This window comes from Streptomyces sp. CNP082 (assembly GCF_059570535.1).
Genome location: NZ_JCANSZ010000002.1, coordinates 1 through 24,109 on the forward strand (window position 1 = coordinate 1; position 24,109 = coordinate 24,109).

At 72.7% G+C, this 24,109-nt stretch carries 19 protein-coding genes and 1 tRNA gene; 9 read left to right on the top strand and 11 right to left on the bottom strand.

Annotated features, from left to right (window positions below):
* On the top strand, positions 1 to 2,039 hold a 2,039-nt coding region (locus B124_RS01585; RefSeq protein ID WP_496500768.1), incomplete at its 5' end, for a hypothetical protein.
* Positions 2,040 to 2,183: 144 nt separating this feature from the next.
* Here B124_RS01585 and B124_RS01590 read toward each other — a convergent pair.
* A complete protein-coding gene (locus B124_RS01590) occupies positions 2,184 to 3,017 on the bottom strand; it encodes a hypothetical protein (RefSeq protein WP_496500769.1) in 834 nt (277 codons plus the stop codon).
* Between the two features lie 1,008 nt (positions 3,018 to 4,025).
* Between B124_RS01590 and B124_RS01595 the strand changes: the two genes are divergently transcribed.
* A tRNA-Arg gene (locus B124_RS01595) sits at positions 4,026 to 4,101 on the top strand.
* Positions 4,102 to 4,481: 380 nt separating this feature from the next.
* Here B124_RS01595 and B124_RS01600 read toward each other — a convergent pair.
* The 9 genes from B124_RS01600 to B124_RS01640 all read right to left on the bottom strand — a co-directional run bounded on the left by B124_RS01600 (position 4,482) and on the right by B124_RS01640 (position 13,413).
* A complete protein-coding gene (locus B124_RS01600; RefSeq protein WP_496500770.1) occupies positions 4,482 to 5,138 on the bottom strand; it encodes a class I SAM-dependent methyltransferase in 657 nt (218 codons plus the stop codon).
* The gene (locus tag B124_RS01605) at positions 5,135 to 6,607 is read right to left on the bottom strand and encodes an NAD(P)/FAD-dependent oxidoreductase (RefSeq protein ID WP_496500771.1); all 1,473 of its coding nucleotides are present in this window, start codon (positions 6,605 to 6,607) and stop codon (positions 5,135 to 5,137) included. The genes B124_RS01600 and B124_RS01605 overlap by 4 nt, the downstream gene beginning before the upstream one ends.
* Positions 6,600 to 7,538, bottom strand: a complete 939-nt coding sequence (locus tag B124_RS01610) for an alpha/beta hydrolase (protein ID WP_496500772.1) — start codon at positions 7,536 to 7,538, stop codon at positions 6,600 to 6,602. Before B124_RS01610 ends, B124_RS01605 begins: the two co-directional genes overlap by 8 nt.
* Before the next feature lie 121 nt (positions 7,539 to 7,659).
* Positions 7,660 to 8,106, bottom strand: coding sequence for a DUF6917 domain-containing protein (locus tag B124_RS01615; protein ID WP_496500773.1), 447 nt, complete (start codon positions 8,104 to 8,106; stop codon positions 7,660 to 7,662).
* Positions 8,103 to 9,032 carry a Gfo/Idh/MocA family protein gene (locus B124_RS01620; protein WP_496500774.1) on the bottom strand — a complete coding sequence of 310 codons (930 nt, stop codon included), beginning with the start codon at positions 9,030 to 9,032 and terminating at the stop codon, positions 8,103 to 8,105. Before B124_RS01620 ends, B124_RS01615 begins: the two co-directional genes overlap by 4 nt.
* Positions 9,029 to 10,159: an Ldh family oxidoreductase gene (locus B124_RS01625; protein WP_496500775.1), complete on the bottom strand. Its 1,131-nt coding sequence runs from the start codon at positions 10,157 to 10,159 to the stop codon at positions 9,029 to 9,031. Before B124_RS01625 ends, B124_RS01620 begins: the two co-directional genes overlap by 4 nt.
* Entirely contained in the window at positions 10,156 to 11,457 is a 1,302-nt protein-coding gene (locus B124_RS01630) for a M20/M25/M40 family metallo-hydrolase (protein ID WP_496500776.1), read from the bottom strand. Before B124_RS01630 ends, B124_RS01625 begins: the two co-directional genes overlap by 4 nt.
* Entirely contained in the window at positions 11,454 to 12,371 is a 918-nt protein-coding gene (locus B124_RS01635; protein ID WP_496500777.1) for a sugar phosphate isomerase/epimerase family protein, read from the bottom strand. The genes B124_RS01630 and B124_RS01635 overlap by 4 nt, the downstream gene beginning before the upstream one ends.
* Complete coding sequence (locus B124_RS01640; protein WP_496500778.1) at positions 12,361 to 13,413, bottom strand: Gfo/Idh/MocA family oxidoreductase; 1,053 nt, start codon at positions 13,411 to 13,413, stop codon at positions 12,361 to 12,363. Before B124_RS01640 ends, B124_RS01635 begins: the two co-directional genes overlap by 11 nt.
* A gap of 559 nt (positions 13,414 to 13,972) precedes the next feature.
* Here B124_RS01640 and B124_RS01645 point away from each other — a divergent pair.
* The 7 genes from B124_RS01645 to B124_RS01675 all read left to right on the top strand — a co-directional run bounded on the left by B124_RS01645 (position 13,973) and on the right by B124_RS01675 (position 23,149).
* The gene (locus B124_RS01645) at positions 13,973 to 15,178 is read left to right on the top strand and encodes a DegT/DnrJ/EryC1/StrS family aminotransferase (protein ID WP_496500779.1); all 1,206 of its coding nucleotides are present in this window, start codon (positions 13,973 to 13,975) and stop codon (positions 15,176 to 15,178) included.
* Positions 15,175 to 16,293, top strand: coding sequence for a DegT/DnrJ/EryC1/StrS family aminotransferase (locus B124_RS01650; RefSeq protein WP_496500780.1), 1,119 nt, complete (start codon positions 15,175 to 15,177; stop codon positions 16,291 to 16,293). Before B124_RS01645 ends, B124_RS01650 begins: the two co-directional genes overlap by 4 nt.
* A gap of 29 nt (positions 16,294 to 16,322) precedes the next feature.
* Entirely contained in the window at positions 16,323 to 17,138 is an 816-nt protein-coding gene (locus B124_RS01655; protein ID WP_496500781.1) for a class I SAM-dependent methyltransferase, read from the top strand.
* Complete coding sequence (locus tag B124_RS01660; RefSeq protein WP_496500782.1) at positions 17,135 to 18,091, top strand: UbiA family prenyltransferase; 957 nt, start codon at positions 17,135 to 17,137, stop codon at positions 18,089 to 18,091. Before B124_RS01655 ends, B124_RS01660 begins: the two co-directional genes overlap by 4 nt.
* 11 nt (positions 18,092 to 18,102) lie before the next feature.
* Entirely contained in the window at positions 18,103 to 19,404 is a 1,302-nt protein-coding gene (locus B124_RS01665; protein WP_496500783.1) for a nucleotide sugar dehydrogenase, read from the top strand.
* On the top strand, positions 19,404 to 20,663 hold the full coding sequence (locus tag B124_RS01670) for a benzoate/H(+) symporter BenE family transporter (RefSeq protein WP_496500784.1): 1,260 nt from the start codon (positions 19,404 to 19,406) through the stop codon (positions 20,661 to 20,663). The genes B124_RS01665 and B124_RS01670 overlap by 1 nt, the downstream gene beginning before the upstream one ends.
* 206 nt (positions 20,664 to 20,869) lie before the next feature.
* Positions 20,870 to 23,149: an ATP-binding protein gene (locus B124_RS01675; protein ID WP_496500785.1), complete on the top strand. Its 2,280-nt coding sequence runs from the start codon at positions 20,870 to 20,872 to the stop codon at positions 23,147 to 23,149.
* Positions 23,150 to 23,185: 36 nt separating this feature from the next.
* Here the strand turns inward: B124_RS01675 and sigJ are convergent, their stop codons facing one another.
* Positions 23,186 to 24,097, bottom strand: a complete 912-nt coding sequence (gene sigJ, locus B124_RS01680; protein WP_496500786.1) for an RNA polymerase sigma factor SigJ — start codon at positions 24,095 to 24,097, stop codon at positions 23,186 to 23,188.
* Positions 24,098 to 24,109 lie beyond the last annotated feature (12 nt).

The following is a 24,109-nucleotide window of genomic DNA, read 5'->3' on the forward strand; positions in this document are numbered from 1 at the left end:
AGGGTGAATCAGGAATTCTGACGCACGTGCTTCGCAGCAACACTCCACGGTTCCCGTGGAAGGCCCCCAGCACCACGCTGACCTGCGAGCTCACCGGCATCACAGAGGCATCGGTTTCGGCCGGAACGAACCCCACCAGCATCCCGGACCGGCATCAGCCCCGTCAGAGCGGACAGAAGCACTTCCGGCGCGCGCCACGAGATTTACCACGCCCCCGGCGCGCACCGAAGGTGCGCTGGATCGCTGACCTGCTTTCACGCACCTTCTGCCGGGTCGGGGCAGAAACAAAGGAGAGCGTGATGCGTATCGAGCAGTACATCGTCGACGTCCGACGTCAACTCACCGGCGAGAGTCTGCTGGGGGCACGGCGCCGCCTATGCGAACTTCGGGACTGGTCCGACCCACTGCCTGCGGCCAAGGACAGCGAACAGGCCCGGCTGGAATCCCACCTGCTGCAAGCCCTCGGCGAGCGGCAAGGCCGCCATACCCTGGGAATCAGCGAAGTCGTTCCGCACCCCGATAAATTGGTGCTGCGCATGGAATCGGCCGAGTCTCTCGCCCCGCTGCTGTTCCTGCTGCCCTACCGAGATAGGCGCAGCTCCCGGCACGGCCTCCTAGACCTGCGGGCCTCAGTCCGTGGCCGAGGCATCGAACTGCTCCTGGGCAGGACCGGGGCCGGACGCGCTCACCTCCTTGGCCGCCCAGGCTGCGATCTCGCTGCAGCCCTGAGCGCCCACCGGGCAGCGGTTGAGCGCCGCCAGCACGTGCCGTTGTGGACCAAGGAAACCCCCCACGAGCCGATGCCGCGGCCTTTCCGACGCAGCAGACCCGTGCAGACGAAGAGCCAATCGATGAAACGCTCGGACCCACACAGCGTGGGGCCCCGCCTGGCCAGTGCGCTGCTGCGCCGCCTGCATCTGTGGGAGTCACTGGACCCCAGTAGCACGGTGACATTCACCAGCCAGCCGCAGGACTCCGGCCTAACCTGGACGGTACAACGCTGCCTTCCGCCACACCGTCCGCTGCACAATGACGACGTAGCTAACGCGCTCGCCGAGTCAGTGGCGGGACCGGGACTGACTGCCGACTCCGACGGACACCACTGCGACGGGCAGCAATGCGTCCAGACCTATGACTCTGGCCAGCTCACCGTCCGCGCGATCCATGGCGAGAATGCCCGCCCCGCTCGACGACGAGGCCGCGCCCGCGTTCATGTCCTCACTGCGTTCCTGCGCGAAGGGCAGCCTGCGGCCCGCACCGGAGAGGGCCGCGCCGGGCATGTACTCCAACTCCTCGATCCCTCGGGAAGCGACCGACTGGACGCCGCTGAGCAACTTGCCGCGGCCTGGGCGCAGCAGGGGATGCGCACCCTGGTACTCCGAGTGGAGAGCCGACGCCAGAACAGTCCCATCACAGCCTCGTGGCAGCGTGCGCGCTTGACGGGTGGATCCGGTGCGATGTTCAAGGGGACGGCCGACTACGTGCACGGCGAACTTGAGACCTACCTGGCGTGCGCTCGCGCGGAGTTCGACCACATCGTCATGGTGAAGAACCAGTGGTCCGACTTTCCCCAGTTGGGCTTCTCTCCCCTGGCCGACGACCATCTCGTCGTCACGGACGGACGCTTCCCAAGGACGACCAGGAGCGCCACGGTGCACGCAGGGGGCCTGCAGCGCCGGACCATCGCCCTGAATCCTGCGGAGTCCGCAATTGCCTGGATGCACAGTTGCCTGGCCAGGGTCCCCTTCGCCGATCTGCCCATGTCCGGCCTCCTCCTTCGGTGTGCACACGATGAGGGCGGCCCGGACGCCTTTGACACCATGGTCGATACCGAGCTGGCCCGGCACGGGATGCCGGTGCTAGGCAGACTGCCGCAGCAACATCGCCGCAGCCTGCACCGGACCGTGCTAGATCATCTCCCCGACGATCAGCGAGCGTTCGTGATCCAGCAGAGCGTCAAGGTTCGCGAGGGTCTTGGCCCAGCGCGCGCAGACGCAACGGTGCTCCTGGCCGCCCTACGCGAGTACGCCGCGATCTAAGCCACCACCCGGGGCGTGGGCCCGTCCCAGACGCAGTCGGCGCTCTCTGGGCTTCTTCGTCAGGGTGCGGCGGGGTCGGAGCGTTCACCGCCTGGTAGAGGGCAGCTTCGAAGTACCAGCCCGCTATGCATCGGCCGGAGGATCCTAGCTATTGCTGATCAACTGCGCGCGCGCCGAGCCGAGCTGAAGAACTCCGGAGAAGGCCGTCTTCTCGCGGTAGAGGGCTCCCGGGATACGGGCCGCGGAGCGCGTCAGCAGCTCGACTACCTGATCGACGCCATTGCCGGAGGAGGCGTCCCAGATGAGCCGGTCCGGGCGTGTGGGGTGGCCGGCCACCCAGGCCGGGACAAGGTCGAAGCGGTACCAAAGCGGCATGGAGCGCATCAGGAGGGCGCTGCGGAGCGGTGTGCTGGCGGTGTAGGCCCAGCACGCATGGTGCGCGGCTTCTTCGCCGACGAGGTCGTCGTGACGCCACAGCGGCGAGCGCCCGTCTTTGTGATGCCAATCGGTCTCCTGTCGGAAGACCAGGCGCGCAAGGTCCTTGCCCTGAAAGCGGTACCCGTCGACGAGGTCGAGGCGTGCTCCCGTGGGCAGGTGGATCAGGCGGACCCGTCGGCAGGCGAAGTCGATCACCCGGAGGCCGGGGATGCCGCAGACGCCGTGGTCTTCGTGGAGGAAGGGCAGGAGGCGGCTGGCGACGCGGCAGGCGGTGTTGGTGTGGATCTCCAGATGGCCGGGTTGAAGGCAGATTGCGTTCAGGTAACCGCTGATGCTGGCCATCGCGCCCTTCCGCGGCTGTTCCAGTGGGTGCGGGTGTTCACGGTTACTCATCAGGCACTCGAAGAGGAGGGCCTGGAAGGCGAGTTGCCCGCGGTCAGTGGGATCCAGGGTGGGTCGGCGGTCTTTTGCCTGGAGTCGTCGCAGGTACAGAAGGCGGGCGAGTTCCTCGCGGATCCGCTTGTCGGTCGTGTGCGGCATGAGGTTCCTGCTCCGGCTGCCCCCGGGCGGCAGCCGTGGAGGAAGGCACGCACGGACACCGAGAACGCGTACTGCGGGGACTGGGCATCGCACCCTTGGGGCATCTGCGGCTCCGCCCGGGCGGATCGCTCGCCTCCAGGCCGTCCCTGGCCTGCCAGGCGACGATACCGAATCACGGGCGACAGACAACGCGACGCGCCCGGTGACCCGCGGGATTCCTGGGGGCTGGCGCTAGTCCGTCGCGGAACCGGAGTGATGCTGGCCAGTTCGACTGCCGAGGAGGATCCCGCGCGTCACCGTACAAACGCGGCCAGGCGGCGATGGAGCTGGCCCCCGCGCCCCGTCGGGTCACCGCTGTCCGCGTCGGCCCCCCGAGCCACGCGCTCACGCGCCCTTCGGGCCAGCAGCGGGCCAGCAACCGAGGTGCACTCCCCGCAGGCGCGGGACTGTTCCGCTGACGCGCCTGTCGTCGCTTGTGGTCGCCGTGCAGACCCCCTTCGCGGTCAGCGCCTCCGACGGATAGGCGGTCCTCCACGCGTCCGCCGTCGTACGGATCTAGTACGTACTAGACCGCGCTGGCGAGGATCGCCAACGTCCACTCGTGCGGGCGGGAGCCGTTCGAGGCAAGAACGTGGGCATGGGAAACGCACCCAGGCACTCATCGGCACTTCCTTCGTGTTCAGTGCCATCGTCGTGATCACGGTCGAGGGCCCACGCGTAGAGGGCGCCAGCGTTCACCGACGGCGAAGCTTGTCGTCGCATCGCCTGCACGGAGTGGTCGTCGCCACACCGTACGCAGACGGCCCCGTCCTAATCGGCTGGTGGGGTGGGGCGCGGTGTACCCGGCTGCCCTGGACTACTCGCGCTGCCGCACCAGGCATAGGTACCGACGGCGAAGCGCCTTGCATCAGCGGATGTGCCACTCCATAGGGCGCTGATGCTGCCCTGGTCATTCCCCCATGGGTCCCCCTCGCCCAGAAGGCCAGCGTCAAGAAGCTTTATACACGCAGGTCAGCCCCCACTTGCGTGCAAATAGACCACGTGCCTTCTAAGCGCTTGGTCGCAGGTTCGAGTCCTGCCGGGGGCGCAGGGCTGCCCTCCTCCCCCAGGGAGGGCCCAACCTGCGGACCCGGCCACCGTCACGACCCCAGCACAAGGCTCTGACCAGCCAGAACGCCGGTCAGAGCCTCTCTTGTGCTGCCAGAAATGCGGGCAGGCCGGACGTACCGCCGGCCAGACGTGCGCAGAGGCCAGCAGAGCAGGCCAGAGCAGGCCAGAGCAGGCCAGACGTGCAGCAGGCCATACGTGCAGCAGGCCATACGTGCAGGCAGCACGCTGTACGTGCAGACAGACAGGACGTACGGCCGGCCGGACGCGCCGGCCGCAGGCCCGGCGTGCGGGCCGCGGGCCAGACGTGCCGGCCGGCCGTTCCCCCCGTGGACCGGCCGGTGACCGCCCCCGGGGCTACCGCCCCGGCGCCACCCCCGTCGTCACGTAGACCCACCCCCCGTAGCGGGTCTGCGTCTGGTGGCGGGCCGCGCCGTCCTCCACCGGTTCCCACGGATGGCGCTGCACCATGCTGGTGTCACCGCCGAACGGGGCGATCATCGGACCCAGCGCCGGAATCAGCCGGTCCGGCCACCAGCGCGGCAGCCTGTAGTCCAGGACCACCCACCGCCCGCCGGGCTGCAGCGCCTCGTAGCCCCGCTTGACGACCTTGGCGTACTCGCCGATCAGCGTGAGCGAGAAGCAGGCGAGGATGCCGTGGACGTTCTCCGGATACTGATACGTGGTCAGGTCCTCCTGCACCAGCTCAACCCGGCCGCTGAGCCCCGCTCGCCCCACCCGGTCCTCGGCCTGCTCCAGCATCGCGTCGGTGAGATCCACGCCGATCACCCGCCCGGCCGGGCCCACCGCCTCGGCGAGCAGCGGCAGGTTGTGGCCGGTGCCGCAGCCGACGTCCACGACCGTGTCACCGGGCCGCAGGGCGAGTTGCCTGAGGGCGAGGTGCTTGTAGGCCATGGTGCGCTGGCCGATGAGGTAGAGGCGGTTGGAGGTCAGGTCGTAGCGCTTGGCGCGCTTGCGGTAGACCTTGACCATGCGCTCGGACTCCGTCGTCATGCGTGCTCCTCGGGCAGGCCGGCCCCCGTCGGCGGGCCGGGAGGCGGAGTGGCAGGGAAACGGGTGTGCTTCGGGCCGCGCAGGACGGAGGCCAGCACCCGGGGCCGGATGACCACGTTCGGCGGGGCCAGCAGGTGCGTCATGTCGAACAGGGCGGTGGCCACGGTCCTGTCGGTGGTCGCCACCTTCAGCAGCCGGTCGGTGTAGCGCTTGCCGAGCCGGGCGGCCAGCGGCAGCCGGCCGTCGGCGGCTCCGGGGTAGGCCAGGTCGGCGTTGCCCGACAGCGCCCACGCGTCGTCCACGCAGCGGGCTATCCGCTTGCGGAGCGGGCCGGTGAAGCCGGCCGGGATACGGCCGGTGCCGCGGGTGCCGGCCCGTTGCAGGGCGCGGCGCAGGGCCAGGGCGCAGTTTCCGGCTACGGATATGCCCTGGCCATAGGCCGGGTTGAAGGCGCCGACGGCGTCGCCGAGGACGAGGAAGCGGTCCGGCCAGCGCGGCAGCCGGTCGTAGTGGAGCCTCCTGTTCTCCGTACGGCCCGACCCGTACACCTCGTCGAGGGGCTTGGCCTCGCGGATCGCGTCGTACAGCACGGTGCTCCGCAGGCCCTTGGCGAAGTCGAAGAAGCCCTCGATGTCCAGCGGCGGGCGCTCGCCCCCGAAGCCGGAGACGGAGACCATCCAGCGGTTGTTCTCGATGGGGTTCAGGATGCCGGCGCGGGGTTCTGCGGGGGTCGACTGGAGCAGGATGCACTTCCAGTCGGCGGCATGCCCGGCCGGGGGTTCGAAGAGGCAGGTGGCGTAGGCGCAGCGGGCGTCCACGACGGACTTCTCCGGGGCCTGGTAGCCGAGGTCCCGCAGCCACACCGGGGTGCGGGAGCCGCGTCCTGTGGTGTCCACGACGAGGTCGGCGGCCAGCTCGTGGGACTCCCCCCAGCCGGTGCGCGCCGCGGCGTCCCGCTCCCGCACCCGTACGCCGCGCACCGAGTCGCCGGCTCCCGCGAGGAGCCCGACGGCCTCGGTCTCCTCGCGCACATGCACGGTGGGTAACTGTCTGACCCGGCGTCTGACCGCCCAGTCGAGCAGGTCGCGGGAGCCGGACAGGATGACGTGCCGGCTCTCGAAGCGCTCCGCCCAGCCGCCCGGCATCAGCAGCAGCATGTCCTTGGGCATCCGCAGGTCGACCATGCCGAGGTCGCGCAGTTCGCCGAGCAGTCCGGGCAGCAGCAGCTCCAGGGCGTTCTGGGCGGCGCCGAACAGGTTGTGGACGTGCCGGGACTGCGGTACGCCGCGGCGCCAGCCCGGCTCGTCGGGGTAGCGGTCGCGTTCGATCAGCGTGACCCGGTCGACGTGCGGAGCCAGCGCGGCGGCGGCGCAGAGCCCGGCGAGGCTGCCCCCGAGCACGATCGCGTGGCTGCCGCCGTCCCGGGCTGCCGTGAGGTCGTTCATCTTCGGCCCCTTCGCCTCAGTCATGCGCCGGACTCCGCCGGGCGAGCCACTGGTGGGCGGCGCGGTACCAGCTCCGCGCGGTGCGGTGGACGTTCAGGGAGTGCGCGGCGTTGGGCACCACGAACGCCTCCAGGTCGGCGGTGCCGGTGTAGAACTTCCGCTCGTACGCCACGACGGACGCGGCGTCGTCGGTGGACACCTCGCCGCCGCCGAAGAGCCGGTCCTCCCGGCCCATCACGAGCAGCACGGGTACGCGCACGCCGGCGGCCGCCTCCGGCTGGTAGATGGCCTCCAGCGTGGCGCCCTCGCCGCCGGTCACGGTCGACTTGGTCTCCTCGTGGTACTCGGACATCCAGGGGTGCATGCCGGCGCGGTGCTCGTAGAGTGCGGCGCGGCGGCCTGGCCGGGTGGTCAGGTAGCCCTCCGGGGGGCTGGTCGGCGCGAGCACCGGGTCCCCGGCGGCCGGGTACAGGGCCGGGATCGCCTCCGGGTACAGCGGGCCGAACGCGTGCAGCAGGCCGGTGACGACCAGGGCGTCCAGGTCCCGGTGGCGGGCCGCCTCGATCAGGGCGATCCCGGAGCCGAGCGAGTGGCCGACGGCCACCACGCGGCGGAACGCGGGCAGGCCCGGCGCGCCCCGCCGCAGGGCGGTGACCACTTGGTGCACCGCGGCGACGTTGCTGTCCACGGTGACCTGGCCGGCGGGCGGGTGCACGCTGCCGCCGGTGCCGGGGCGGTCCAGGGCCAGGACGGCGTAGCCCTCGCAGGCCGCGTGCCGGGTGTAGTCCATGGTTCCCGGGGCGGTCCAGTAGCGGCGGTCGTACGTCAGACCCGGCAGCAGCAGTTGCACGGTGTCGGGCGGGTCGCCCGCGGGCAGGAACAGCTCCCCTTCCAGCCGCCAGGTGGTGCCGGGGTCGTGCGGAGGTGCCACGTCGATGCTCACGACGGTGCTCATACGAACAGCTCCCTTCTGCTGTAGTGGGTTGACGGCGAGACGCCGGAGAGGGGCGACGGCGGCGGCGGGCCGGGCGTCGTGGCGGGAGCGGATCTCGCGGTACGTACCGGCGGGTCCACCGTCAGCTCCCGGTGCCCACCCGCCGGCTCGCGCCCAGGTCGGCCGTGACCTGGCGGAACGACACCCGCGCCTCCGGGCTCAGGGCCAGATCGGGGCCGGTCACCAGGTACTCGACGCCGATCAGCACGTTGTAGTGGTTGGGGAAGTGGCAGGCGTCGAAGCCCAGCACGGTGCCCACGAGCCGGTCGCCGATCCACACCTCGTCGCCGCGGTCGAGCACCCCGGCGCCCTGGATCTCGGCGAAGCCGAGGAAGCCCACGCGGTCGATGCGGGCACCGGGCGGGCTGCCGGTCTGGTCGGTGGTGACCAGCTCGTGCACCTCTCCGACGCGGACGCAGCGGCTGGTGAACTCCTCCAGCCGCATGCCCCGTTCGAAGCGGCGGTGGGTCAGCACCTTGACGACGGTGGCGGGCACGACGCGCTTGGCGCCGTCCTCGTACGGGTTCACCGGAGTGCTCCTTCTGCTCGGTAGACGGCGTCGACCAGTTCCAGGGCGGCGAGTCCGCCGTCGGCGGTGTCCGGCGCCCGCAGCCGGCTCTCGAAGTCGGTGAGCACGCCGACGTACTCGTGCCACAGCGAACCCTTGAACTCCGGGTGGCCGGCGAGCATGTCGGCGTACAGCCGGGTGCCGTCGGCCAGTTCGACCTCGACGTCCTTGACCTCGCCGGGGTAGGACCAGTCCAGCTCGACGCGGGCGGTCGCGCCGGACGCCGCGCCCAGGACGACGTCGGCCCGGCGGTCGGTGCCGGACTCGTCGCGTTCGACGTCGGCGGTTTCCAGGCCGACGTCGCCGAGGAACAGCCGTACCAGGTCGAAGGCGTTGGGGCCGTTGTCGGCGACGCAGCCGCCGCCGCAGCGCTCGGCGTCGAGGTACCAGCGGTCGCTGCCGGCGTGGTCCTCGATGCGCTCCAGATAGCGGACGGTCATCGAGCGCACGGGTGCGCCGGCGGCCGTGACCTTGTGGAGCAGGCGCTGGACGGAGGAGTTGTAGCGGCGGTGGAAGGAGGTGAGGAGGGCGACGCCCTTGCCGGCGGCCAGCGCGGCGAGCGCGCGGCCGTCCTCGACCCGGGTGGCCAGGGGCTTCTCGACGCAGACCGCGACGCCCGCGGCGAGGGCGTCGGTGCAGACCGCGGCGTGCGCGTCGTTGGGCACGTTGACCACCACCGCGTCGACGGCGGCGTCGGCCAGGAGGTCGGCGTGGCCCGTGTAGCAGGCGGCTGTGCCGTGGAACGGGCCCAGGGCGGCGGGCCGCAGGTCGCACACGGCGGCCAGCTCCAGTCCTGGGAGCCGGTCGAAGGCGGCCACGTAGAACTTCGAGATGACGCCGAGGCCGATGAGGCCGACGCGCCGGGGCGGGGCGGCGGGGCGGCTCATCGGGCACCTGCCCCGGGAAAGGCCAGACCGCACTCGTCGGCCAGGGCGGTCAGCTCGGCGTGGCGTTCGGCGGACAGCGGTACGCCGGTGCGGCGGTGGTGTGCGGCGGCCAGCTCCTCGGGGCGGCCGGGGTAGCCGACCGGGCGGGCGGGGTCGAGCGGCGGGCAGTCCAGCAGGGCGCCGAAGAGGCCGTCGGCGTCGCTGCGGAAGTCCGGCTCGGGGCGCAGCGCGCCGGGGGCCAGCACTAGGGCGGTCAGGCCGATGTCGTCGTCCTGCCCGGTGGGCCGGCCGTCGCCGGTCAGCGCCTCGGGGGCGGGGCCGAGTCCGGCGCCGGGCACCAGGGCGGCCAGCACCTCGACCATCAGGCCGAGCCCGTAGCCCTTGAAGGCGCCGGTGGCGGGGTCGCCGCCGAGCCAGCGCAGGAAGCCCTCGCCGGAGTCCAGCGCGTGCGGGTCGGTGACGGGGCGGCCTTCGGCGTCCTCCAGCCACCCCTCGGGGATCGGCTCGCCGGCGCGGGCGGCGGCCCGCACCCGGCCCGTCGGGACGACGGTGGTGCTCATGTCCAGCACGTACGGGGGCCGGTCTCCGGCCGGTGCCGCGACGCTGAAGGGGTTGGTGCCGAGCATCGCCGCCCGGCCGCCCGGCGGGCGGGCGATGCGCTGCCGGCCGCAGTTGGAGGCGAGGACGGCGACCATGCCGCGCCGGGCGATACGCGCGGTGTGGTAGCCGGCGCAGCCGAAGTGGGTGGCGTCGCGCATCGTCACCATGGCGACGCCGGACTCCCGGGCGCGGTCGGCGGCCAGCTCCAGCGCCTCGGTGGCGGCCCACAGGCCGAGGGAGCGGCGCCCGTCGAGGTAGACGGCGGCACCGGTGTCGGTGATCTTCGCCGGTTCCGCGGTGGCGTCGATGCGGCCGGCGTCCAGGGCCGGCAGGTAGAGGCGGGTGAGGTTGGCCAGGCCGTGCGAGGTGGTGCCGGTGAGGTCGCCGTGGACGAGTGCCTCGGCGGCGGTGCGCGCCCGCTCCGCCGGCACCCCGCGGTCTGCGAAGACCTCGGCGGTGAAGGCCACGAGGGCGTCGTAGGGGACGCTCACCCCGGCGTGGGGCGGGGCGTCGGTCGGCTGGGTCACTGTCGTGTTCCTCCCGTGACGGCGTGGCGCCGGGCGGCGAACCGGGTGAGGATCCCGCTCACCGCCCCGGCGAAGGCTTCGAGATCGGTCAGGTCGGCGAACTCCCCCGCCGCGTGGGCATGGTTGCGGTCGAGGTCTCCGGGGCCGAGGACGGCGGTGTACGTGCCGGGCAGACCCGCTGCCCACAGCGCGTCGCAGGTGAACGCGGGTTCGTCGGCGGGCCAGGGGGCGATGTCCCCGCCGCGCTCCAGGAGTTCGGCCGCCCATGGGTCGTCGGTCGGCGCGAGCGCGGGCAGGCCGCGCTTGTGCCACTCGACGCGGGTGATCGAGGCGGCGTCGGCCGCGGTACGGGCCAGGTCCCGGTGGCCCGCGTAGGCGGCGGTGAACTCCCGCAGCCCGTCGGTGACCTCGCGCTCCAGGTGTCCGGCCAGGGCCCGGCCGGCGGCGGAGTCGGGGTAGGAGCAGTTGAGCAGCAGCCGGCCGCTGCCGTACACCCGGTTGTGCAGGTGGCCGGTGTGGAGGCCGGCGACGCAGACCTGGCCGCCGGCGGCGTGCTGCGGGAGCCGGGTGGCGAGCCGCTGGGCGAGGTGGCCGAGCAGGACGGTGGCGTTGTGGCCGGCGGCGGGCCGGTCGTCGATGGCGTCGTCGCCGTCGACGCGTACGCAGGCGGTCATCGCGGCGGTGGCGCGCCGCAGCAGCCGCAGGCCGGTCGGTTCGCAGAACAGGTTGAGCCGGCCGTAGAAGCCGCGGCGGATCAGCGGGCGGGTGCCGAACACCCCCATGGCGCCGCCCTCTTCGCCGGCGACGGCCTGGATGAGCACCCGGGTGCCGTCGGCCAGGCCGGGGGCGGCGTCGAGGGCGGCGCGGATCCCGGCGAGCAGTGCCACGGCGGGGCCCTTGGCGTCGGTCGCGCCGCGGCCGGTGAACCGCTGCCCGTCGAAGCCGACCGGCTCCACGCCGGCGACGGTGTCCAGGTGCACGTTGAACATCACGGTGTCCGCCGGCGGCAGCTCGGGGCCGAGCGCCAGCACCAGGGAGGGCTGTGCGGCGAGGAAGCCGGGGTCGTCCGCGACGGCCCGGCGCACGGCCAGCGGCACCTGGTCGTCCGTCAGCTCCGCCGGGTCGGCGGCGGCGTGGTGCACGGCGTCGAAGCCGAGAAGCTCGGCGGCGTCGGCGTAGGCGTGCTGGGCCTCCCACAGCCGCGGCTCCGCCCCGCCCTCCAGCGGGCCGGCGGTGGGCAGCTCCAGCAGGTGCAGCAGCAGCTCCCGCTCCCCGGGAGCCAGCCGGACGCCGCTCACGGGACCGCCTTCCGGGTCAGCCCGGCGGCCAGGACCTCCAGGGCACGGCCGTACTCGACGAACCCGGCGATCCCGTCCCGGCCGGCGTCGGTACGGCCCTCGTGGGGACGGACCGCGCGGTGCGGCTCGATGGAGAAGCAGCCGGTGTAGCCGCGGTCGAGGAGCAACTGCAGGCAGTCCGCGACGCGGCACGTGCCCTCGCCCGGCAGGGTGTAGACGGCCTCGCCGGCTTCGGCGCGGGCGTCCTTGACCTGGACGTGCTCCACGTGGTCGACGAGTTCGGCGAGCAGGTCGTAGGCCTCGTAGCCGTACGCCACCCCGTTGCCGGTGTCGAAGACCAGCCGCAGCGCCGGGCTGTCGACCTCGGCCAGCAGCCGCAGCGAGCGCGCGGCGTCGGCGCCGGCCCAGCCGGCGCAGTTCTCGTGCAGCAGCACCAGACCGGCGTCCTCGGCCTGCCGGGCCAGGCGCCGCATCCGTGCCACGGTCCGGCGGGCCCACTCCGGTTCACCGAGGGGGGCGTCGGGGTCGTTGGGGTACGACATGACGCGGACGTAGCGGGTGCCGAGGGTGGCGCAGCGGGTGGCCAGGCGCTCCAGCTCCGCGCGGTCCAGCTCGAAGTCGCCGGTTATGGGGCGGGCCCAGTTGGCGATGCGGGAGTCCACGCACACCACGTCGAGGCCCGCCTCGTCCAGCGCCGCGGCGGTGCGGTCGAACGCGGCGGCGTCGAGGTCGGCGAGGGCCGTCCCGTCGACGTCGCGCAGCTCCACCGCGGTCCAGCCGAGCTGCCGGACGGCACTGAGCTGGCCGTCGAGGTCGGGGGCGGCCTCGTCACCGATGCCGGCGTAGCGGATGCCGGGCGGCGCCTGGGGCCGGGAGATGCCGGGGGCGGGTCCGGCCGGCGTGTCAGCCCGCATGGCTCACGCTCCGTCCGGACGGCGCGGCGGGCGGGAGCGCGTCCGCCGGATCCGTACGGCGGCTCGCCTCCTTGGCGTCGGCGAGCAGCTCCACCACGCGGGCGGCGTTGAGCAGTCGGGGTTCCAGATCCGTGCCGTCGCGCAGCGCGCGGTAGGCGTCGGTGAAGTACGCGGACAGCGCGTCGTCGGGGAAGACCTCCCAGGTCTCGGGGCGGCCGTAACGGCTGAACCGCAGTTGGGCGTAGTGGTCGTCGTCGGCTCCCGGGTAGTGCGCGACCGCCCGGCCGCCGGTGAACCGCAGTTGGATGCGGCGCTCGCGGACGGGGGCGGTGAGGTCGGAGGTGATCCGGCTGGTGGCCGACCGGTGCTGCAGGAGGAGTTCGGCGCGGCCCATGCCGGGGACGACGGTGTCGCCGACGCGCATGTCCGTCAGTCCGGCACTGGTGAGGACGGCGTCGCCGGCGAGTTGCAGGCACACCCCGACGGAGTGCGGCGGTTCGACGTCGAACGCGGTGGGGTGGCCCTCGGTGGCGAGGGTGCGGCTCATCCGCGGCTTGCTCTGCCGTACGTCGATGGACCGCAGCTCGCCCAGCTCGCCCTCCTCGACCACGCGGACGAGGCGCGCGGTCAGGGAGCTGGCCAGCCACGGGGCGACGACTGCCAGGTGCAGCCGCTCGGCGCGGGCGAGGCCGAGGATGTCCTGGACGGCACTCCGGTCGGCTGCGAGGGGTTTCTCGACGATGATCCGCCGGAAGCCGGCGGCGGCCAGCTCGCGCAGCAGTCCGAGGCGGGCGACGGGCGGCGTGCACAGGTGCACGACGGTGTGCTCGGGGTCCAGCAGGCCGCGCGCCTCGGCGATGGAGGAGACGGCCCGCAGCTCCTCGGCGGGCGCGGGTGCGGCGGGGGCGAGGGGGTCGAGGGTGAGGACGGGGGCCGGGTCGAAGAGGTCGGGATGCCGCCCGGCGGCGCGCAGCCGGCGCAGGACCGCCCAGTGCAGTCCCAGGCCGGCTCGCCCGAGCCCGATGATCAGTGTCCGTTTCATGTGGTACGGCTCCTCTCAGCGGTCCCGGTACGCCACCGGTGTGGCGAGGGGCCGTCGGCTCGGTGCCCGCCGGGGAAAAGCGAGGCCGTCGTCGGCGGAATCTCCAGGACGCCCGGCACGTGCCGGCGACGCGGGAGCAGGTAATGTCGACGGCCGGCGACTCGGGGTCGGCGGGCCACGACGGCTGGAACGACGCGGGCCGGAACCGATGAATTCCGGGACCGATGAATTCAAGGAAGGCACCTCCTCCGTCACCCGCTGGGGAGACGGACATTCGTGGCGCAACGACGCAACGGCGCTTCGAAAAAGTTGCGTTAAGGCGGCCGGGGTGTCAAGCACGGGTCGGCGGCACCCGTCGCCACGGCCCCCGCACGGCCCTCGCACGGCGTCGGCTTCCCGTCTCTGATCTGCATGTTCAACGTTCCGAACAGTCGGTATGGCTGATGCTTGCCGGGTGCTTGCCACAGGCGCTGACAGGGATCTGCCCGTTGCCGTCGTGAAAGCGAAGGGCTCTACTGCAAACATCGATGTCTCCGCCCGGTAAACGGAGGACTACCGCGTGATATCCACCACCCGGAGTACCGCCGAAAACACGGAACCGGAAAGCAGTTATCCGGTCCCGTTCTTCACTCAGGCCGAAACTTTCGACGACTGCTGGCCAGACATCAAACGCCACCTCAACGAGATGTTCGACCGCGGCAAGTATTCGCACGGCCGGCAGGTCGCCGAGTTGGAAAAGGCGCTTTCCGAATACACCGGCGCCCGGCACGTGGTGGCGGTCAACAGCGGGACGGACGCCCTCGTCCTGCTGCTGCGGGCCTGCGGCGTCGGGCCCGGCGACGAGGTCGTCGTGCCGGCGTTCAGCTTCGTGGCCTCGGCCTCGTCCGTGGCGCTGGCCCGCGCCACTCCGGTGTTCGCCGACATCGATCCGCAGACGTACGCGATGGATCCGGCGTCCGTCGGGGCTGCCGTCACGCCGCGTACCAAGGCCATCATGCCGGTGCACCTGTTCTGGCAGCTCGCGGACATGGGAGCGCTCGGCGCCCTGGCCGAGAGACACGGGCTGAGGGTGGTGGAGGACAGCGCGGAGGCGATCGGCATGCGCCGCGCCGGCGTCCACGCCGGGCTGCTCGGCGACGGCGGCGTGCTGTCGTTCTTCCCGACCAAGACCCTGGGCGCGCTGGGCGACGGCGGTGCCGTCCTGACCGACGACGCCGAGATCGCGGAGCGGGTGGCGATCCTGCGCCACCACGGGCGGATGGGCCGCACGGTCGATCACATCGCCGGCATCTCCAACCTCTCCGGAGCCTCCGGTACGAACAGCAAGATGGACGACATCCAGGCGTCCGTGCTGCTCGGCAAACTGCCCCGGCTCGACGACGCGATCGCGCGCCGGGCGGAGCTGGCGGCGGCGTACACCGAGCTGCTGACCGGCACGCCCGGCATCCTACGGCTGCCCACGGTGGCCGAACGGCAGGTGCCGGCGGACCCCGTCTTCTACGTGTACGTGATCGAAGCCGAGCGGCGCGACGCCCTGGTCGAGCACCTCACCCGCGAGGGCATCGGCACCGAGACCTACTACCCGACGCCGCTGCACCTGCAGCCCTGCTTCGCGGAACTGGGCTACCGCCGGGGCGACTTCCCCCATGCGGAGGCCGCCTGCGAGCGCACCGTCGCCCTTCCCTTCCACCCGGACCTCAGCCTCGACGACGTACAGCGGGTCTGCGAGGCCGTCCGCCGCTTCTACACGGGGGCCGCATCGTGAAGACCCTGCCCTTCTTTCCCCCCGATCTGTTCGAGGAGGATCGCGAGGCGCTGCTGTCGGCGGTCCACGAGCTGGGTACGGGCCCCGAGCAGAAGTTCATCCTCGGCGAGCGCACCGCCCGGTTGGAGGAGGCCCTGCGCGAGGCGACGGGCGCCGGACATGTCGTCGCCTGCTCCAGCGGCACGGGGGCGCTGGAGCTGTCCGTACGGGCGCTGGGCATCGGACCGGGCGACGAGGTGATCGTCCCGGCCTTCTGCTGCCAGCCGGTGGCCAGTTCGGTGGCGAACGTCGGTGCCACGCCGGTCTTCGCCGATGTCGACCCGTGGACCATGGTGCTCGACCCCGACGCGACGAAGTCGCTGATCACCGAGCGCACCAAGGCGCTGATGCCGGCCCATGTCTTCTCGATCATGGCGGACATGGAGCGGCTGGGCGCCATCGCCCGGGAAAACCGCCTCGCGCTGATCGAGGACGCGGCCGTCGCCCAGGGCGCGGTCCTGGACGGCCGGCCCGCCGGCCGCTGGGGGGACCTCGGGGTTTTCTCGTTCTTCCAGGTGAAGGCGTTCGGCACGGCGGGGGAGGGCGGGATGGTGCTGACCGACGACCCCGAACTGGCCCGCGCCGCACGGATGCTGCGCAACCACGGGCAGGACGGCGTGCACCGCTTCCTGCACCACCGCATCGGCCAGAACAGCCGGTTCGACGAGGTGCTCGCCGCGTTCCAACTGCACCGGCTGCCCGGCTTCCCGGACCGGCTGGAGCGCCGCGCCCGGATCGCCGACTACTACACCGAGCGCTTCGAGCCGCTGCGCGAGCGCGGCGTCCTCGCCCCGCCTGCCGGGCGCAACGGCCGCTGCTACTACGTCTACTCACTGCTCGTCGACCGCCGCGAGGACCTGCGCGCATATCTGACGGAGCGCCGCATCGGCACCCATATCTACTACCCCGTGCCCCTCCCCCGGCAGCCTGCCTTCGCGCCGTGGGCCGACCCGGACGGCCGCTGGCCGAACGCCGAACTCGCCTCCGCGCGCAACCTGGCCATCCCGATCTGGCCCCATCTGTCCGACGCCGAGGCGGAGTTCATCGCCGACACCGTCTGTGAGTTCTACGCATGAGCACGCGCGCACGAGCGAGGGAGACCGCGATGACGCACGCGCCGGCCAAGCAGGACTACGTCTTCGACCCGGTCTGGGAGAAGGAGACGGAGCGGCTGCGCACGAACGAGGCGATCTGGGATCCGGGCACCGCAGAGCGGCTGGCCGCGCTGGGCGTGGGCCCTGGCTGGCACTGCCTGGAGATCGGGGCCGGCTCGGGCTCCATGGTGCGGCAGCTCGCGGACCTGGTCGGCCCGACGGGCCGGGTCCTCGCCACCGACCTGCAGACCGAGCGCCTGCGCACGCTGGCCGAGCTGCCGCAGGTGGACGTCGTACGGCACGATCTGCGGTCGGAGGAGCTGCCGGCGGCGGCGTTCGACCTCGTGCATTCCCGCATGGTGCTGCAGCACCTGCCCGACCGGCCCGCCGCGGTGGCACGCATGGTGCGCGCGCTGCGGCCGGGAGGGGTGCTGTTCCTGGAGGACACCGACTCCTCCACCCTCTTCCGCTCCGTCGTCTCGGAGGACTTCCTCCAGGACGTACGGGCCGCCGGGTACGGGCTGATGCGCAAGTCGGGGCACGATCCGCGCGGCGGCCACGTCGACCTGCAACTGGTGCTGGACGCCGGGCTGAAGGCGACCGCCGAGGGCCGGGCGGTGATGGTGCAGGGCGGCTCCGACCAGGCGCGGCACTACATGCTGTGGCTGGAGTTCATGCGCCCGCGGATCGTGGGCGCCGGGCTGCTGGACGACGCCAGGATCGACGCGGCGCTGGCCGAGATGGCCGACCCGGCCAACCGCTGGCTGAGCCAGGTGCTGATCAGCACGGTCGCCCGCAAGGCCGGCGGACCGGAGCCGGGGCGGTGACGGCGGCGGCCTCGGCGCCCGCCCGTCCGGAGGTACGGGACCGGCTGGGCGCGTACGCGAAGCTGGCGAAGCTGGCGTTCTTCGACTACTACCTGTGCGTCCTGGTGGTCCTGGCGCTGCTGCCCACCGCCGCCTGGGAGGAGCCGCGCACCTGGTGGGTGCTGGTCCTCTTCGACGCGGGCTGGGTCGGCGTGGTGGCCGCGACGGTCACGCTGGACGACGTCACCGGGCTCAGGGACGGCAGCGACGCCCGCAACTACGACCCGGGTGCCTCGCTGCGCTCCCGGGACCGCAAGCCGCTCCTCGACGGGCGGATCACGCTGCGGCAGGCGCTGCTCTTCGGCTGGGGCTGCGCCCTCGGGGGCAGCGCGCTGTGGGCGCTGACCGCGTGGGTCGCGCCGCACCGGCCGTGGTGGGTGCTGGTGGCGGCGGGCTTCTCGGTCGTCATCAGCGTGCAGTACTCGTACGGTCTGAAACTCAGCTACCGCGGTGGCCAGGAGGCGGTCATCTGGATGAGCACCGGGCTGTGCGTGCTCATCCCCTTCGCGCTGCTGAACGGGGAGATGACCGGCGCGGCCTGGCTGGAGTGCTTCCTGTTCGGGCTCTGGAGCCTGATGGTCTCGGTCTACTCCAACATCAACGACGTGGACGGCGACCGCGAGGCGGGCCGCCGCAACCTGGCCACGAGCATCTCCCCGGGCGGCTACCGGAGCTTCGTCGCCCTGCTCTCGCTCACCGAGACCGCGGCGATCGTCCTGGCCGCGGCCGTCGGCGCGGTGCCGTGGTGGTTCTGCGCGTTCCTGGTGCCGGTGGTGGGGATGCGCGCCCGGCAGGCGTACACCGGGCTCTTCGCGGGTGAGGTGCTGTCGGCCCGCAAGCAAGGCGTCACCATCCACCGCTGGGGCGTCGTCCTCCTGATCGCGGCGAACCTTGTCGTCGTGCACTACGGCTGAAAGGGCACACCATGTCCCAATCGAGGAACGGCCGCGCGCCCCGGCGCCCGGGGCGTCGCGTGGCGGTCGTCGGCCAAGGGTACGTGGGGCTGCCGCTGGCGGTACGGGCGGTGGAAGCCGGCCACACGGTCGTGGGCTACGACGTGGACGCCTCCCGGATCGCCCGGCTGGCGGCGGGCGAGTCCTTCGTGGAAGACGTGGACGAGGGGCGCCTGGCCAAGGCGCTGGAGTCCGGTGCCTACCGCCCCACGACCGACGCCGGCGAACTCGCCGGCTTCGATGTGGCCGTCGTCACCGTACCGACGCCGCTCCTGGACGACGTCCCCGACCTGACCTGCATCGAGGATGCGGCACTCACGCTGGCCGGGCATATCAGGACCGGGAACCTGGTCGTGCTGGAGTCGACCACGTACCCGGGCACCACCGAGGACGTGTTCGGGGCGCTGCTGGAGAAGGAGAGCGGGCTGCGCCCCGGCGTCGACTTCCACCTCGGCTACAGCCCCGAGCGCATCGACCCCGGCAACCCGCGCTGGACGCTGGAGACCACTCCCAAGATCGTCTCGGGGACGGACGAGGAGTCCCTGCGCCGGGTCGAGGAGTTCTACGGCACGGTGGTGGAGCGGACGGTGCCGGTGCGCGACCCGAAGGTCGCCGAGTTCGCCAAGCTGATGGAGAACACCTACCGGCACGTCAACATCGCCCTGGTCAACGAGATGGCGGTGATCGCCCGCGAACTCGGCGTGGACGCCTGGGAGGCGATCGACGCGGCCTCCTCCAAACCGTTCGGCTTCATGCCCTTCACCCCGGGCCCCGGGGTGGGGGGCCACTGTCTGCCGGTCGACCCGCGCTATCTGTCCTGGCGGGTGGAGCGCCAGTTGGGCCGCCGCTTCCGGTTCGTCGACCTCGCCAACGACGTCAACAGCCAGATGCCGCAGTACGTGGTGCAGCGCCTGGTCGAGGCGCTCAACGAGCGCCAGCGGCCGGCGAACGGCTCCCGGGTGCTGCTGCTGGGGCTGGCGTACAAGCGCAACAGCGGCGACGCCCGGGAGTCGCCGTCGCTGAAGGTCGCGGAGCTGCTGCTGCGCACCGGCGCGCAGGTGCACGCGGTGGACCCGCACGTACGGGAGACGGCGCCGCTGGACAGCAGGGTGCGCCGGGTGGAGCTGACCGAACAGGAGGTGGCCGCCGCGGACGCGGTGGTGCTGCTCACCGACCACGACGACTTCGACTACGACGTGGTGCTGCGCGGCGCGCGGCACGTCCTGGACTGCCGGCGGCGGCTGCGGCCGGCCGCCAACGTCGAGATCCTGTGATGGCGACCGCCCTCGGCGGCCACGCGCGGCGGGTGTGGCGGGACGCGTCACTGTCGGCGGTGGTCGCCGGGGCGGTCGCGGTCGTGGTCTCGTTCGCGGGACCGCTGGCCGTCGTGGTGCAGGCAGCCCACTCGGGCGGCCTGGAGGAGGACCAGCTCTCGTCGTGGATCTGGGCTGTCGCCGTCGGCAGCGGCGTGACCGGGCTCGTGCTGAGCTGGCGGTACCGCGCGCCGGTCGTCGCGGCCTGGTCGACGCCCGGGGCGGCGCTCCTGGTCACGCAGTTGGACGAGGTGCCGTACGCGGCGGCCGTCGGGGCGTATCTCGCGGCTGCCGCGCTGACGGTGCTGGTCGGGGTGACCGGCTGGTTCGAGGCGCTGATGCGGCGGATTCCGGCCGCCGTCGTCTCCGCGGTGCTGGCCGGGATCCTGCTGCGGTTCGGCCTGGAGGCGCTGCAGGCGCTGGAGGACGCGCCCGCGGTGGCAGGGGTGATGCTGGCGGGGTACGTCGTCCTCCAGCGGGTGGCGCCCCGGTACGCCATCACGGTGCCGCTCGCCGCGGCCGTCGCGGTGACGGCGCTCGACGGCACGCTGTCCCCGGACGGGGTCCGGCTGTCCCCGGCGACACCCGTGTTCACGGCCCCCGCGTGGCCGGGCGAGGCGCTGGTGAGCCTGGCGCTGCCGCTGTTCCTGGTCACCATGTCGGCGCAGAACGCGGCGGGAGTCGGGGCGCTGCGGGAGGCGGGGTACGCGCTGCCCTCCGGCCCGCTGGTACGGGACACGGGCGTGGCGTCCGCCGCCTTCGCGCCGTTCGGGGCGCACGCGCTGAACCTGGGCGCGATCACCGCGGCGATCTGCGCGGGGCCGGATGCGCACCCGGACCGCGACCGCCGGTACGTGGCCGGGCTGAGCTGCGGGGTGCTGTACGTCGCGGTCGGCCTGTTCGGTACGACGGTCGCCGCGCTCTTCGCCACGCTGCCGCCGGCGCTGGTGTCGGTGGCCGCGGGCGTCGCCCTGCTCGGCGCGCTCGGCGGCAGCCTGTCGGGGGCGTTCGCTCAGACCCGCGACCGTACCCCCGCGCTCGTGGCTTTCCTCACCACCGCCTCCGGGCTCACGCTCCTGGGGCTCGCGGCGGCGTTCTGGGGGCTGGTGTTCGGAATCGCCTGCCTGGTGGTGCAGCGGGTGACGGAACGGGGCACATCGACGGCCGAGGGCGCGGAGCCGCACAAACCCGCCGGGCGAATTGACCGGAAAGCTCCCTGAAAACCGCTGGACCTATACTTTTTGGCACCTCAGGCGAGGTGACGGAACGGGGGAATCGTGCCGAGCACCAGACGACGGCTGTCCGGAAACAGCCGGTCCGCGATCGGAGTGTCCGCGTGACGGCCGGGGCGCTCAACACCGGGGAGCAGTCCCCCGGATTAATCATCGACTCGCCGACGCGGCTCCCGAGGCAGCGCACCGCACTCGTGGGCCGCGATCTGGAGATCCTCACCCTCACCGCCCAACTCGGCCGGGACGCACACTGGCTGATCACCCTGACCGGCCCCGGTGGAGTCGGCAAGAGCCGGCTGGCCCGGGCGGTCGCGGCCGAGGCGCCGTTCCCCAGGGTGGCGTACCTCGACCTGCACCAGACGGTCGGCGGCGACGGCCTGACCGAAGCCCTGGCCGAACGGCTGCCCGACGAACCGACTCTGCTGGTCCTGGACGGCTTCGACCAGGCCGCCACCGCCACGGCAGCCGCCGTCGACACGTTGCTGACCCGCTTTTCCAGGCTGCGCATACTCGCCACCAGCCGCCGGCCCCTGCTGCTGTACGGGGAGCGGCTCTTCCCCGTGCTGCCGCTGCCGAGCCCGACGCCGCCGTACCGGCTGGACGTGCGGGACCTCCAGGACCACGCCGCGGTCGAGCTCTTCGTCGACCGGGCCCGGGCACTCGACCCGTCGTTCGCCCTGACGGCGCAGAACGCCCCGGCGGTGGCGGAGATCTGCACCCGGATGGACGGGCTGCCGCTGGCGATCGAGATGGCCGCGGGAAAGCTGCGGCTCTTCGGCGTGGACGGCCTGCTGGCCCGGCTGCGGGAGGGCCGGGCGGTGCTCGGCGGCGCCCATGCCGCGCAGTCGCCGCTGCACCGCAGTATCCGGACCATCACCGGGCACAGCTTCCGGCTCCTCGACGAGGAGCAGCGCACCCTGCTCACCCGGCTCGCGGTCTTCACCGGCAGCGTGGACCTCGCCACCGTCGAGAAGCTCTGGGACCTGCCCGCGGACCGTACGGAGCAGGTGGTGGAGGCGCTGGCCGACCACCATCTGCTCCGGGTGACGCGGGGTGGGCGGGAGCCGCGGTTCACGATGTTCAACACCGTCCGTGAGTTCTGCCTGGAGCGCCTGGCGGCGAGTGGCGGGCTGGCGGACGCCAGGGACCGGCACGCGGAGTTCCACCTTGCGCTGATCCGCCAGGTCGAGGAGGGGCTGACGGGCCCGCAGCAGGCCCAGTGGTTCCAGCGGCTGGCGCCGCTGCACGAGGACCTGCTGGCCGCACTGACGCATGTTCAGGCGCGCGGGCGCCGCACCGACACGGCCCGTGCCGCCCTCGCGCTGCACCGCTTCTGGCTGGTACGCGGTCATCTCGTGCTCGGCGAGCAGTGGCTGGCCAAGGCGTCGGCGGCGTTCCGGTCCGCCCCCGGGCACGCGGAGCTGACCGCACAGGCCGAGGCGGCACGCGGCAAGCTGGCGCTGGCGCGCGGCGACACGCGGCTGGCGGCGGACTGCTTCCGGCACGCGGCCCACGCCTTCCACGATGTGGGCGACGCCCTCCGCGAGCACGCCGCCCTGGCACAGCTCGCGATCAGCCACCGGCCGGCCAAGCCTTCGGCGGTGCGCAGGGCGGCGGAGCAGATCCTGCACGCGACGGCCGGCGAGGCGGCGTCTGCCGAAGCGGCGCACGCGGGGGCTGCGTCCGTCAAAGGGGCGGACACCGGCACGGCGGACGCCGAAGCGGCGCATGCCGCGCTGGTGCTGGCCGCCGGCTGCCGGCACAGCGACCCCAAGCTCGCCGGGGATCTGACGGAGACGGCACACACGTTGTTCATGCGGGCCCGCGACGTCCGCGGCGAAGGGCTGGTGCTGGCCCTGCGCGGCGGGCTGGCCGACTCACGGGGCGACCAGGTGCTCGCGGAGCGGCTGTTGTGGGAAAGCCTGCACCGGCTGCGGGCCGTCGGCGAGCACACCATGCTGCCGACCGTGCTGGAGGTGCACTCGCTGCACGTGTGGCGGCGGCTGCCGCACCAGGGGCACCGGGTCGCCCGGCTGCTCGCCGCGGCCTCCGCGCTGCGTGACGTGACCGGCGCCCGTCCGCCGCTCATCGCCAGCGCGACCGAGAGGGCGCTGCGCGAGGCGCGCCGGCTGCTGTCCGGCCCCGCGTACGAGGCGGCCCGGCGGGAAGGGCAGGTGCTGACCGCCCACGCCGCCGCGAGCGAGGCGCTGGCCGTCAGCCCGCCGGCGGCCGAGCCCGAGTCGGAGACGTCCCGCCCGGTGCAGCTCACGGCGCGGCAGTACGAGGTGGCGATGCTGGTCAGCCAGGGGCTGACGAACCGGCAGATCGCCCAGAAGCTCGGGCTGTCGGAGTGGACGGTGGTCAACCACGTACGGGAGGTCATGCGCCGCCTGGAGGTGCCCTCCCGCATCCATGTCGCGCAGTGGGTCATGGACCGCCGGCGCCGCAACGGAGTGGGCACGGCGGCGGAGTGACGGACGGCTGCCGTGGCGGGTCCGTGCCGGCAGCGCTCAGTGCGCCGCCGGCACCCGCCCCAGCTTCTCCGGGGTGCGCACGGCGCGTACGGCGGTGACGTACGGCCGGCCGCCGCTGAGCCCGACGTCCACGACGACGACGGCGAACACGCCGGCGGGTGCGGACAGTACGGCGGCGGGCGTGCCGTCGTGCTGCTCGTGCATGCGGACCGTCATCCCGGCCGGGTAGCTGCCCGCGACGGACGCGAAGTACTCGGCGATGGCGCCGGCGCCGTGCAGCGGCGCGCGCGGGGTCTCCGCGTTGCCGTTGCCGTCCGCCCACATCGTCACGTCGGGGGCCAGCACCGCCATCAGCGATTCCACATCGCCGTTGAGGCAGGCCTCGAGGAAGCGCTGGGTGATCTCACGGACCTGCTGCTGGTCCGGCTCGAACCGCCGCCGGCCGAGCCGCACATGCCGCCGGGCGCGGCTGCCGAGCTGCCGTACCGCCGCGTCGCTGCGGTCGACGGCCGCGGCGACCTCGGGGAAGCTGAAGCCGAACACCTCGTGCAGCACGAACACCGCGCGCTCCAGCGGCGACAGCGTCTCCATCATCACGAGGACGGCCATGTTCAGCGACTCGCCGAGCAGCGAGGACTCCGCCGGCGCATCGGAGCTGACCAGCATCGGCTCGGGCAGCCACGGTCCCACGTACTCCTCGCGCCGGGCCCGGCTGCGGCGCATCTGGTCGATGGCCGTGCGGGTGACGGCGCGTACCAGATAGGCGCGGGGATCGCGGACGGCGCCGCGGTCGGCGCGCTGCCAGCGCAGCCAGGTCTCCTGGACGACGTCCTCCGCGTCGGTGACGGTGCCGAGCATGCGGTAGGAGATCCCGAGCATCAGCTTGCGGTGCTGTTCGAACGGGTCCGTGGTCCCGGACTGCTCGGAGACGGCTGTCAACTCGGCCATGGCTCCCCGCTA

What these genes read in the sequence shown, in the direction of transcription:
- B124_RS01590 (WP_496500769.1), bottom strand. Translation starts at nt 3,017, where the DNA reads ATGCCGCACACGACCGACAAGCGGATCCGCGAGGAACTCGCCCGCCTT.
- B124_RS01600 (WP_496500770.1), bottom strand. Translation starts at nt 5,138, where the DNA reads ATGACGACGGAGTCCGAGCGCATGGTCAAGGTCTACCGCAAGCGCGCC.
- B124_RS01605 (WP_496500771.1), bottom strand. Translation starts at nt 6,607, where the DNA reads ATGACTGAGGCGAAGGGGCCGAAGATGAACGACCTCACGGCAGCCCGG.
- B124_RS01610 (WP_496500772.1), bottom strand. Translation starts at nt 7,538, where the DNA reads ATGAGCACCGTCGTGAGCATCGACGTGGCACCTCCGCACGACCCCGGC.
- B124_RS01620 (WP_496500774.1), bottom strand. Translation starts at nt 9,032, where the DNA reads ATGAGCCGCCCCGCCGCCCCGCCCCGGCGCGTCGGCCTCATCGGCCTC.
- B124_RS01635 (WP_496500777.1), bottom strand. Translation starts at nt 12,371, where the DNA reads ATGCGGGCTGACACGCCGGCCGGACCCGCCCCCGGCATCTCCCGGCCC.
- B124_RS01640 (WP_496500778.1), bottom strand. Translation starts at nt 13,413, where the DNA reads ATGAAACGGACACTGATCATCGGGCTCGGGCGAGCCGGCCTGGGACTG.
- B124_RS01655 (WP_496500781.1), top strand. Translation starts at nt 16,323, where the DNA reads ATGACGCACGCGCCGGCCAAGCAGGACTACGTCTTCGACCCGGTCTGG.
- B124_RS01665 (WP_496500783.1), top strand. Translation starts at nt 18,103, where the DNA reads ATGTCCCAATCGAGGAACGGCCGCGCGCCCCGGCGCCCGGGGCGTCGC.
- B124_RS01670 (WP_496500784.1), top strand. Translation starts at nt 19,404, where the DNA reads ATGGCGACCGCCCTCGGCGGCCACGCGCGGCGGGTGTGGCGGGACGCG.
- sigJ (WP_496500786.1), bottom strand. Translation starts at nt 24,097, where the DNA reads ATGGCCGAGTTGACAGCCGTCTCCGAGCAGTCCGGGACCACGGACCCG.